The organism is uncultured Roseobacter sp., from assembly GCF_947492555.1.
Classification (GTDB): Bacteria; Pseudomonadota; Alphaproteobacteria; order Rhodobacterales; family Rhodobacteraceae; genus Roseobacter.
Window position 1 is genome coordinate 14,962 of sequence record NZ_CANLNE010000003.1, and the last position, 10,842, is coordinate 25,803.

12 protein-coding genes are annotated in these 10,842 nt (G+C 59.1%); 8 read left to right on the plus strand and 4 right to left on the minus strand.

Translation table 11 applies throughout. The annotated features are described in order from the left end of the window. Positions 1 to 108: 108 nt before the first annotated feature. The 4 genes from Q1A07_RS13135 to Q1A07_RS13150 form a co-directional block, all read right to left on the minus strand. Positions 109 to 519, minus strand: a complete 411-nt coding sequence (locus tag Q1A07_RS13135; RefSeq protein WP_299782035.1) for a glutathione S-transferase family protein — start codon at positions 517 to 519, stop codon at positions 109 to 111. A 40-nt stretch (positions 520 to 559) separates the two neighbouring features. Beyond that, complete coding sequence (locus Q1A07_RS13140) at positions 560 to 811, minus strand: glutathione S-transferase family protein (RefSeq protein ID WP_299782037.1); 252 nt, start codon at positions 809 to 811, stop codon at positions 560 to 562. Beyond that, positions 808 to 1,245, minus strand: coding sequence for a DoxX family protein (locus Q1A07_RS13145; RefSeq protein WP_299782039.1), 438 nt, complete (start codon positions 1,243 to 1,245; stop codon positions 808 to 810). The genes Q1A07_RS13140 and Q1A07_RS13145 overlap by 4 nt, the downstream gene beginning before the upstream one ends. A 144-nt stretch (positions 1,246 to 1,389) precedes the next feature. Further along, positions 1,390 to 1,821, minus strand: a complete 432-nt coding sequence (locus Q1A07_RS13150; RefSeq protein WP_299782041.1) for a MarR family winged helix-turn-helix transcriptional regulator — start codon at positions 1,819 to 1,821, stop codon at positions 1,390 to 1,392. Positions 1,822 to 2,328: 507 nt separating this feature from the next. On the opposite strand from Q1A07_RS13150, the gene Q1A07_RS13155 reads away from it, so the two are divergent. From Q1A07_RS13155 to Q1A07_RS13190, 8 genes are all read left to right on the plus strand, one after another. Beyond that, positions 2,329 to 2,532, plus strand: a complete 204-nt coding sequence (locus Q1A07_RS13155; protein WP_299782044.1) for a hypothetical protein — start codon at positions 2,329 to 2,331, stop codon at positions 2,530 to 2,532. 20 nt (positions 2,533 to 2,552) lie between these two features. Continuing rightward, complete coding sequence (locus tag Q1A07_RS13160; RefSeq protein ID WP_299782046.1) at positions 2,553 to 3,212, plus strand: hypothetical protein; 660 nt, start codon at positions 2,553 to 2,555, stop codon at positions 3,210 to 3,212. Positions 3,213 to 4,391: 1,179 nt separating this feature from the next. Beyond that, positions 4,392 to 5,282: an SMP-30/gluconolactonase/LRE family protein gene (locus Q1A07_RS13165; protein WP_299782048.1), complete on the plus strand. Its 891-nt coding sequence runs from the start codon at positions 4,392 to 4,394 to the stop codon at positions 5,280 to 5,282. A 22-nt stretch (positions 5,283 to 5,304) separates the two neighbouring features. Further along, entirely contained in the window at positions 5,305 to 6,153 is an 849-nt protein-coding gene (locus tag Q1A07_RS13170; protein WP_299782050.1) for an FAD binding domain-containing protein, read from the plus strand. 32 nt (positions 6,154 to 6,185) lie between these two features. Next, on the plus strand, positions 6,186 to 6,689 hold the full coding sequence (locus tag Q1A07_RS13175; RefSeq protein WP_299782052.1) for a (2Fe-2S)-binding protein: 504 nt from the start codon (positions 6,186 to 6,188) through the stop codon (positions 6,687 to 6,689). 18 nt (positions 6,690 to 6,707) lie between these two features. Next, positions 6,708 to 9,188 carry a xanthine dehydrogenase family protein molybdopterin-binding subunit gene (locus Q1A07_RS13180; RefSeq protein WP_299782054.1) on the plus strand — a complete coding sequence of 827 codons (2,481 nt, stop codon included), beginning with the start codon at positions 6,708 to 6,710 and terminating at the stop codon, positions 9,186 to 9,188. Between the two features lie 8 nt (positions 9,189 to 9,196). Beyond that, a complete protein-coding gene (locus Q1A07_RS13185) occupies positions 9,197 to 10,123 on the plus strand; it encodes a 3-keto-5-aminohexanoate cleavage protein (protein ID WP_299782056.1) in 927 nt (308 codons plus the stop codon). 2 nt (positions 10,124 to 10,125) lie between these two features. Then, on the plus strand, positions 10,126 to 10,830 hold the full coding sequence (locus tag Q1A07_RS13190) for a TetR/AcrR family transcriptional regulator (protein ID WP_299782058.1): 705 nt from the start codon (positions 10,126 to 10,128) through the stop codon (positions 10,828 to 10,830). Positions 10,831 to 10,842: the final 12 nt, after the last annotated feature.

A 10,842-nucleotide genomic window follows, 5' to 3' on the forward strand; every position in this document is an offset into this window, starting at 1 on the left:
AATAATTGTCCGTGAAGCTTGGCGGTGTCCATGTGCCGTTATGCATGTCCGTGTCCACTTGTGATCAACCACAGTACATCAGACCGGGCGCATAATCGGTCCGTGCGATCACGCCTCCAAAGGCTGTCCGGTGGCCCCGCCTGACGGTTCGCCGGTCCCGGCAGCGATCTTCCGGGCGAGGTGGCTCTTGCGCCGGGACAAGAATGCCATGAGCCGTTCCGGGTAGTCGGCACCAACAGCCGCGGCCACGGAGGGACGCACCGCCAGAGCCGCTCGCCACGCCGCGAGCTTCGGGCGCCCCGCGAGGATGCCGAACTCACCGATTTCATCGAACGTGTCAAAATACCGGAAGACCGGCCCGAGTACGGCATCGACGAGGCTGAAGGTCTCGTCCGCAAAGTAAGGTCCCTGCCGGAGTTCGCCCTCCAGCCGGTCGGCTTTGGCAGAGAGCGACGCAGTCTTTGCATCAAACGCCGCCGCATCGGGCGCGTTGTAGAATCCCGCGATGTCGTTCAGCATTGCTGATCCGAATTCTATCCACGCCCGGTGCTGTGCGCGCTCAAGCGGGATGCAGCGGATGTGGCTGCGTCTCTTCGAGATATTCGAGTATCGGCACTGATTCGAAGATCGGCTGACCGACTGAGATCAGCACCGGGGTCTTGCCCAGGGGCGAGATCTGCAGGAACCAGTCCGGCTTGTTCGCAAGGTCAATATCGGTGCGGTCGAAGAGAGCGCCTTTTTCGGTCAGTGAAATGACGGCCCGCTGGACGTAGGGGCAGAGCGCATGGCTCATCAGTTGAAGGTTGCTCATATGAACCGGCCTCCGACCCGCGGCATACGCACACTCTTCGCTAACCCGCTGAGGGCATAGGCCCCGTCTCCGAGCAGCGCCTGAACCAGAGCCAGGAGCGATAGATACGCCGGATACTCCCAACCACCATCAGGATAACCAAACATCCAACCATTGCCCGAATTGGCCCAGGTCGCGCCGACAAGGATTGGCAAACTTGCGAGTGCAGCCCATCTGGTCTGCACACCAAGGACCAGCAGGACCCCCACCAAAGCTTCGACGGCGAAGACGACGTAGGCCAGGATGCCGGGCAGGCCGATGCCGACGAAGAATTGTGCGGTGCCGGGCAAGGTGAAGATGAAGAGCTTGAGGATGACACAGTGGGCGAGAAACATCACGCCAAGGGCAATCCTCAGAAGAAACGTTGCGAATTCCGTACTTGATGGTCGTGTCATATCGGCGCCTCCAGGAACATGTAGTTGCATCTATTCACGCATTCTGTGAGTAGATGCAGTTACATATACCTGCCTTGATTCGTGCCGTGGAGTCAAATTAAATGCAGGTGCATGTTCCGGGCTGATAGGTCCAGCCCGATGCCTCTACGCCAGTTTTCTCAGGAGATCGCGCAGCGCGACGGCGTCTGTCTCGGACAACACGCCGCCAATGCGATCGGCCAGAAACCCGGCGTAAACCACCCAGATACGGTCACGCATGGCCTTGCCCTCGGGCGTCAGGAAAACACTTTGCCCGCGGCGGTCGTCACCAAATGTTTCGCGCTGGATCAAACCGGCCGTGTCCATACGGTCGAGCAGCCGCGACATGCCGTATTGCGGCAGCAAAAGACGTTCCTGTAACTCGAAGGGCCGGATGCCATCCTTGCCGGCCTTCTCGATTTCGAGGAGAACATCATACCAGGCAAGCGGGGCAAGATCCGCCGCCTTCAGGTCGCGCTCAATGCTTTCAACGAGAGATTTGCTGACGGACAGCAGCGCGCGCCATGCAGCCTGCGTTTCCTTTGACGGGGTTTTCACAAACGCCTCCCAATATGATGCAGGTGCATCTATATGCTGAATTGAGAGGGAGTTCCACCGGAAGGCCGAGCTTTTTTCCTAGAAAGGTGGTCTTGCGGTTGCCACGATAGATCGGATCCGGCAGATCGCTGGTCACCGACATACCCAGCAAAGCAATTGCGGCGATCTTCGCGCAACGCGAGGAGGCTCCACCGCTCTCTGATGAGCACATCTCGGTTGATGGCGCGCCGACCAATGAGGGGACCCCTAGGATAAGGTTTCAGCCGACGTGCTATGCGTCTTTAGCCGCTGTTCGGAGACTGCCAAAATCGTGCGGCGTGGGCCGGCGCGACTCGTGGCAAAGGAGACCACGATCTCTTTCAGTAAGGTTTCGGAATGATTTCAGGATCGCCCGCGCGCGGGGTGTTACCAGGCAAATTAGGCATAGTCGCACCACTGTATTTCCTTGAGGAATGACACCATGCCCACAATTCGAAACAGCGCACGTCCTTTGTCACAATTTTGGCCATGACCGCCCCGGCATCCTTCGCTGTCCTCGTCAACCTGACCGCGCCAGACTTGGACGTCACGCGCAAAGCTCGCGAGACCTCGACCCGATTTTTCCAGACGCAGGGTGGCTTTGTCAGTCAGAGCGGTCAGCGGGCGCAGACCGAGGGTTTCGGCGACCTCTCCAGCGGCATGCTGCGGCCAGTCCCGGCGCCGACCGTCTGACGGAATCGGCCCAGGCCAGCGTGTTCCTGAATGACCGCCTTACCTTCAGCTATTTTCGTGCTGGTCCGGCGCCGACGACCATTCCGGTGACATGGGTTTTCGATATCGACCGGTTTTTGAACGACGGTACCGTCGGCGAAGAGTGGAGCCAGAACGTGATCGACTTCAGCATCGGGAGTTCGAACATATTCGACGAACTACAGTTCGGCGTGAACCACACGCGCGAAACCAACGCCATGGTCTATAACAATGTTGAAACCGATAACTGCGGTATTCCGGGCGCCGCCCGGGAAGCCTTTCTACGCAAGGATGCCTCCGGCCATGAAGCCCGACTCCTGGTCACATTCGAATACATCCCTGGCGTGGCTTATGACACCACTCTGATGCTGATCGCCGCTGCTAACGAATCCCTCAGCTCAGGAGGCGCCGGCGCGAACGACCCGTTCACCAGCACCGATTACCGCAATACGGTCTACACCAGCCTGTTCCTGCCGGATGATGTGGCGATGTCGTCGGCCTCGGGTCAGTTTCTGGCGGGCACCTCGACACTCATAAGCCCCGTGCCGCTAAACTCCAGCCTGCTCATGCTTATTGCTGCCTTGGCGACACTCGGTGCGTTTGGTCTACGGCGGGCCAACCTAAACCACCGGTTTCGACCAACTGAGATCATGAAGTCTTGACTGTAGTCACATGCGCCCGTTGCATTAAGCCGACCCAGACAGTTGCAAGAGTTCCATATACCAATAAAATCTCAATCCTTCTGCACTGAAGTCTTGAGCGAGATTTAATGTCTTGAAAAAGTCCGCACACGCATGAAGGCACTGCGGATCAAGGGTAGTAGAAAGGTAGGCGTTGGGTTGCAGGCTCAACCTGACTCAACACTTCGGGAACGCGCGTTGACGGTGGTTTGCCCGGAATTCATTGTCACTGTTGCTCCTCCTTGCTGCTGGATTTACCCCCACAATGCATGAAAAGAATCTGCCCGCCTTTCACTTTACGAAATGCCATGTGCTGATTTTCGCCGTTTGGGAGAGGTGCAGCGAATTCGGACTTTGGCCTGCATCTTACAAGTTCAGGCACCATTCGGCGAAAGTACTGTTCGGGTGAAGCCACTGCAACCTTTCGACAATGACTGCTTCCGCGACTTAGGCTGCGCTGCAGCGTATAGCTCGCGGCAAATGCAAAGTGATGCTGCGTAAGCAAAGTTCGATAGTCCGAGGTCGGCTTAGTACCGCGTTACTTAAGTTCGCAGCACCCAAACATTGCACTCGCAGCGAATGTCCGCAAAGCGGCTGACCGCAGCATCGACGCGGCAGGCTGAAAGTCGGCAATGGGCCGTCTACATCGGCGTGCGCCGCCGTAATCTCAAGGATGCTGCGTTTGCTCAGACGACAGCTCAGAGCCCAACGGGGTCACTGCATTTTTTCGCTGCAAGCGTACGGAACGTGGAAAATGCGGCGGGAGCAAAAAGTGCAGGCTGCCTTGCAACAGAAGAACCAAGCATTCGTGTGAGCCGCAGCATGGAGCGAACTCGAATTCTCAGGCTGCGGGAGGTTCCGGTAGTTTGTCTGCCTTAGCTGTCATCCAATCCTGTTTTTCGACTGTGACGTCAGCGGGGCGCTGATGGCTGGGTTTAAAGAGGGGATCGGAGGAAAAACTATACCAAAAGGTCTAACCACCCGCTGTCACCCCGACACCTAGGTCAGCACGCATTTCAAGCGACAGCTTCATGAAGTGAGCAAGAAATTAACTATATTTATTTGTACGTATGTATAATTTAATGTATCTTAAGTCAGTAAGCGATTCTCTTAAGCCACAAGGATTTTGATGTGAACGCGGAATTCACGATTGAATGTCTATTGAACTGCGAAAATCATCTGGGTGAAGGCCCGGTTTGGGATGTTCAATCAGGGCTGCTCTATTGGGTGGACAGCACCGGCCCACGGGTCGGCAAGGACGCGATCTGGCGGCTGAATCCGGAGACGGGTGCGGTAAAAACTTGGACTCTAGACCAAGACGTGGGCGCAATGGCGCTGCGCAAAGATGGCGGTGCAGTGCTGGCGCTGAGCGATGGGTTTTACACCTTTGATTTCGACAGCGGCAAAACCGAGTTGATCGCGGCGGTGGACGATGATCCATCCCGCGCGCGGCTTAACGACGGCAAATGTGATCGCCACGGGCGTTTCTTTGCAGGCGGGATGGACGACAAAGAAGAGCTGGGCATTTGTGGGTTGTGGCGGCTGGACCCGGACCTGAGCCTGCGTAAAATCGAAGACGGGATCATCTGTTCCAACGGTCCGTGCTGGAGCCCCGACGACGCGACATTCTACTTCGCTGATACTTTCAAGAACGAGATTTGGGCCTATGACTACGATCTGGCCAGCGGAACACCCACCAACAAGCGGGTGTTCGCCTCGACCAAAAAAGACACGGGATTTGCAGATGGATCGACGGTGGATGCTGAAGGTTATCTGTGGAACGCGCAGGTCATTTCGGGCGATTTGATCCGTTACGCGCCCGACGGCAGCGTGAACCGCAAAATCTCGATGCCGGTGCGCAACATCACCTCCGTGATGTTCGGCGGTCCTGAACTGGAGGACATCTACGTCACGTCGATGGCGCGGGTGTCGCATCCCGCCACACATGACGGTTTTGAAAAACAGACAAAACCACAATTCGCCGCCGGCGGCCTGTTTCGCATTCGCGGACTGGGCATTCGCGGTGTGCCCGAGCCGCGTTTCGCGGGCTGAGGGCATCAAGGGAGGACACCATATGAAACCATCTGCATTCCGCTACGAACGACCCACTGATTTGCAAGCCGCCCTTGCGCTTTTGGCGACGGGCGGGGACGCACGTATCCTTGCGGGCGGCCAAAGCCTTGTTCCCATGATGAACTACCGTTTGGCGCAGCCTGCGTGCCTGATCGACATCAACCGGGTGTCGGATCTTGACTACATCCGCGAGGACGGCGACGTGATTGCCATTGGTGCGCTGGCGCGCCACGGGGCGATCAAATCCTCGGATCTGATCAAGGCCCATCTGCCCATCGTTGCCGAAGCCTATGACTGGATTGCACATGCCGCCGTGCGCAACCGGGGCACGCTGTGTGGCAACTTGTGTCATGCGGATGCGGCGTCCGAGATGCCAGCGATCATGCAAATACTGGAGGCGGAGTTGGTGCTGGCCAAGGTGGGGACCACACGGACGGTCGCGGCCACAGAGTTTTTCGTCGGAACCTATGAGACCGCGATTGCCGAGGATGAGATGCTGACCGAGGTGCGCATTCGCAAACCCGCTGCCGGGACCGGTTGGGGGTTTGAGGAAGTGGCGATGCGGCGCGGCGATTACGCGTGGTGCACGGTCGTGGCGACGCTTGAGATCAGCGACGGCAATATCGTCGCACCGCGCATTGCCATAGCGGGGGTCAACGATTGTGCCGCGCGTTTGGGGACTGTGGAGGGCGCCCTGACCGGCAAGAAACCCGACGCGTCTCTGTTCGCGGACGTCGCGGCGACTGCGGCCGAGGCGGCAACGCCGACCGAAAACGCGGCCTACAAACGCGACCTCATCCGGGCGTTGTTGCCACGGGTGCTCAACGATGCGGTGGAACGCGCGGGATAACGCGCAACCCCAACCACAGATGGAGGAAAAACATGACCAAGGTATCTTTTCAACTGACCGTCAACGGGCGCGTGCGGGAGGCGAGCGTGCCGCCGCGGATGCTTTTGTCGGATTTCATCCGTCACGAACTCGCCATGCCCGGCACGCATGTAGGATGTGAGCACGGGGTCTGTGGATCTTGCAACGTGATGTTGGACGGCAAGGCCGTGCGGTCATGTCTGATGTTTGCGATTCAGGCCGAGGGGTCAGAGATCACCACGGTTGAGGGCCTGGCAACGGGCGATGATTTGCATCCGATCCAACAGGCATTCTGGGAAGAGCACGGGCTGCAATGCGGCTTTTGCACGCCGGGCATGCTGGCCACGGCGCAGGAATTGCTTGCCGAGAACTCCGATCCCACGGACGACGAAATTCGCGAGGCGATTTCGGGGAACTTGTGTCGCTGTACCGGATACGAATTCGTCATCAGCGCCATTCGCTCCGCCTCCGTCAAGCTGCGCGCGGCTCAGGCCGAAACCACGCTTCAGCCCGTCTGACCCAGAAGGGAATCTCCCATGTCCAACCATCTCAAAAGCAACGTCATCCCTCCCAGCCGTCAGCGCGAGGCGCCACGTGCCGGGATGACCTGGATCGGCCAGAGCATGAAGCGCGTCGAAGACCCGCGCATCCTGTCCGGCAAGGGTGGCTATATCGACGATATCGCGGTGCCCGGTATGGCCCACGCCGCGATGGTATCAAGCCCCCATGCCCACGCGCGCATCGTCAGCATCGATACTTCCAAGGCCGAGAAGCTGCCCGGTGTGATTGGCGTCTACACAGGCGAAGACATGGCGCGCGTCGTGGACCCGTGTCCGAGCTTTGCGTCCCCTCCGATCACGCAGAACGCGATGTCCGTGGGCAAGGTACGCCATGTCGGCGAAGTCGTCGCCGCGGTCGTGGCAGAGGATCGCTATGTCGCCGAAGACGCCGCCGAACTGGTCGAGATGGAGTGGGACATCCTGCCTGCCTGCGTTGATCTGGAAGCCTCTGCCGCCGCAACCGGGGAGGCCGTGCTGCACCCCGATGACCGGGACGGCAATGTCGCACTGGATGAGAGTTTCAGCTTTGGCGATGTGGATGAGCATTTCGATGAAGCGCATACCATCGTGAAACGCCGACTGCGCTGGCGGCGGTCCTCGGCTCAAGCGATTGAAACCTGCGGTGTCGTCGCCCAGTTCGATCCGTTCAAGGGTGGCTACACGATCCATTCCAATTCAAACTTTTACAACTTTATCCCCTTCGTCATCGGTGGATCGCTGCGCGTCTCGCCCGGCGAATTGCGGATCATTCCCGTGCTGACAGGGGGCAGCTTTGGCTCCAAGGTGTTCAGCCACAAAATCATCATTCTGACGGCGGGCCTTGCCCGGCTGGCGGGCGTACCGGTCAAGTACATCGAAGACAGGCTGGAGCATTTCACCAACTCCGACAGCCACGGGTCGGACCGCCTTTATGATGCCGAGTTGGCAGTGACCGAGGATGGCACCTTTACCTCCCTGCGGTTCACGGTGATGGATGACTACGGCGCCTATTTGCAATTCGGGGTCGGCACCCATGGCAACGCCATGGCGCAGGTCACCGGACCCTACCAAATCCAGAGCTTTGGCATGCGGGTGATGGCGGTGCTGACAAACAAGACGCAACAGGGCCCTTATCGGGGATTTGGCTCTGAAGTCACCAATTGGGTGATGGAGCGCATGGTGGACGCCGCCGCCGAGGAATTGGGCCGCGACCCGGTTGAATTGCGCGTGCAGAACATGATCCAGCCGGATCAGTTCCCTTACATGATCCCGACGGGAAACATCTATGACAGCGGCAACTTCCAAAAAGTTCTGTCCGAGGCACAAACGATGTTTGATTTCGACGGCTGGCGCGACAAGGCGCGTGCGATGCGCGCCGAGGGGCGCTGTGTCGGGGTTGGCCTTGCCACCTGCATGGAACGCAGCGTCTACGGCCCAACCGAATGGTGGTCGCTCAACAACAAGGAGACGCCCGGTTTCACGCTGACCTCGACACCCGAAGGGATCACCGTACGGCTTGATCCGTCGGGCAAGATGTTTGTGACGCTGAACTCTCCCATGGTGGGCAATTCGCCCGAAACGGTGGTGGCGCAAATCCTTGCGGAGCGCCTGACCATCGCGCCCGAAGACATCGTGTTCAACTATTCCGACAGCCAGTCCGGTTTCAACGGGGTGGGGCCCCAAGGTAGCCGCTTCACGGCGATGATCGCGGGGGCCTGCGTCAGCGCGTCGATCAAGCTTGAGGAAAAGCTGAAGCGCTTTGGCGCGCATATGCTGCAACGCCGCCCCGAGGATGTGGAGTTGCGCAATGGGACGGTCGCTGTCAAAGGTCTGAAAGATCAGGAAAAACCCTTTGGTGAGATCGCGCTGACGTCCAGCTTCTTCCGGTTGAGCTTCCCTGATGGCGAGGAATTCGACAGCGGGATCGAGACAACGGCGGTCTACGATCACCCGCTGTCGACGGACCCGGCGGAAGATCGCAGCCATCTGGGGATTTTCTATCCCATCGTTGGCCATATCTGCCACATCGTGGCGGTCGAGGTTGATGCCGGCACGGGCAAAGTCGAAATCCTCGACTATGCTGCTGTGCATGACAACGGCACCATGGTGAACCCCCGCACGCTGGCGGGGCAGGTCTGGGGTGGGACGGCCAATGGCATTGGCACGACACTCAGCGAGGTGTTCAACTACGATGATGAGGGACAATTTACGAACCCCAACTTCGCCGAGTTCGCCATGCCCACAGCCAATGAAATGCCCCGCAATTTCAAGCTCGGCCATGTCGAAACCCCATCGCCCTTTACGGAATACGGGATCAAGGGTGGCGGCGAAGGGGGCAGACTTGGCGCGCCCTCCGCGTTGACCAGCGCGATCGAGGATGCATTGTCGGATCGTGGCGTTAAGATAACATCACTGCCTGTGACGCCACCGATCCTGCGTGGATTGATCCGTACGGCAGAACAGACGGCGGCAGAGTAGGAGCAAAAGTGTCGAAACGTCGTCCCGTCATTATCACCTGCGCGATCACCGGGGCTATTCACACGCCCTCGATGTCGCCGCATTTGCCCGCAACATCTGAGGCTATTGTCGCCTCGGCTGTGGCGGCTGCGCATGCGGGCGCGGCGATCCTGCATCTGCACGCGCGCAATGACGAGACCGGGCAGCCGGATCAAAGCGTCAAAGGCTTTGGCCGGATCGTGCCCCAGATCGCGGCACGCACAGATGCCGTGTTGAACCTGACCACGGGCGGTAGTCCCTACATGACCGTTGAAGAACGCGTGCGCCCGGCGGCGGAATTTGCACCGGAACTCGCCTCGCTCAACATGGGGTCGATGAATATGGGGCTGTTCCCGATGCAACAGCGCTTTCCCCAGTTGCCAGAGTGGGAACACGCCCATCTTGAAGGCTCAAAAGACCTGGTTTTCCGCAACAGCTACAAAGACATAGACTACGTTCTGGATACCTGCCGCAGCAACGGCACGCGGTTTGAGTTTGAGTGTTATGACACCGCGCATCTCTACAATCTCGCGCATTTTGCGGACAAGGGCGCGGTTGAGCCGCCGTTTTTCGTGCAAACGGTGTTTGGATTGCTGGGCGGAATAGGCGCGCATCCCGATGACGTTGCGCATATGCGCCGCACCGCGTTGCGGTTGTTTGGCGGTGACATGGTGTGGTCCGCGCTTGGCGCGGGCGCGCACCAGATGCGGGTCGCCGCCACTGTTGTTGCGGGGGGCGGTCATGTACGTGTGGGCCTTGAGGATTCACTCTGGGCCGGACCGGGCGAGCTGTCCGTGTCCAACGCCGATCAGGTGCAGGCGGCCAAAACCCTGATCGAAACGCTGGGCTGCCGAGTGGCCACACCAGATGAGGCGCGCAGGCTTTTGCAATTGGACCTCAAGCAGAAGGCGGTGTGACGATGCGACAGCAATTACGCAGTCTGACCCTGATCCAGGGCTCAGATATCAACCGCAAACCCGGACGCCCCAAAGGCGGCAAGTCAGAGCAGACCCGCGAGCGCATTCTTGACGCCGCAGAACAACTGTTTGCCGACCGGGGCTATGACGGTGCCTCAATCCGCGACGTGGCGGCGGCGGCGGGGCTGCAAATCCATTCCATCAGCTATCACTTCGGTCCTAAAGAACAGCTTTTTGATGCGGTGGTCGCGCGGCGTGCCGATATTATGACCGGGCTGCGCGGCGCGGCGCTGGAAACGGCGCGCCAGCAGGCAGGCGCGGCGGCGATCCCGATCAAGCAGCTGGTGCGGGACTACGCCAGCCCCTTCATTCAATCCGCCAGCCATGGCGATGTGGGTTGGCGAAACTACGCGGCCCTTATGGGACGGCTTGCCAATTCCCCTTTGGGCACGGAGATCATCGCGCGCCACTACGATGACATGGCACGCGAATACATCACTGAGTTGCAAAGGGCCCTGGCGGGGGCGGACCCGGAAGACGTGGTCGAAGGGTTCTCGGCCATGGTCGCCGCGATGCTTGGGATTTGTGCGGCTACGGGGCGTCCCGAACGGTTGTCAGGGCGCAACGCGCAACGCCCGCCCGAGGAGAGCTTTGAGGCGCTGGTGCGCTTTCACACCGCAGGATTTCTCGCGCTGACAATCGCTTAAGCGGAAAGGATG

Excerpts from the sequence above, each read along its gene's own strand:
- Q1A07_RS13180 (WP_299782054.1), top strand. The coding sequence starts at position 6,708 with ATGTCCAACCATCTCAAAAGCAACGTCATCCCTCCCAGCCGTCAGCGC.
- Q1A07_RS13175 (WP_299782052.1), top strand. The coding sequence starts at position 6,186 with ATGACCAAGGTATCTTTTCAACTGACCGTCAACGGGCGCGTGCGGGAG.
- Q1A07_RS13135 (WP_299782035.1), bottom strand. The coding sequence starts at position 519 with ATGCTGAACGACATCGCGGGATTCTACAACGCGCCCGATGCGGCGGCG.
- Q1A07_RS13155 (WP_299782044.1), top strand. The coding sequence starts at position 2,329 with ATGACCGCCCCGGCATCCTTCGCTGTCCTCGTCAACCTGACCGCGCCA.
- Q1A07_RS13190 (WP_299782058.1), top strand. The coding sequence starts at position 10,126 with ATGCGACAGCAATTACGCAGTCTGACCCTGATCCAGGGCTCAGATATC.
- Q1A07_RS13170 (WP_299782050.1), top strand. The coding sequence starts at position 5,305 with ATGAAACCATCTGCATTCCGCTACGAACGACCCACTGATTTGCAAGCC.
- Q1A07_RS13145 (WP_299782039.1), bottom strand. The coding sequence starts at position 1,245 with ATGACACGACCATCAAGTACGGAATTCGCAACGTTTCTTCTGAGGATT.
- Q1A07_RS13140 (WP_299782037.1), bottom strand. The coding sequence starts at position 811 with ATGAGCAACCTTCAACTGATGAGCCATGCGCTCTGCCCCTACGTCCAG.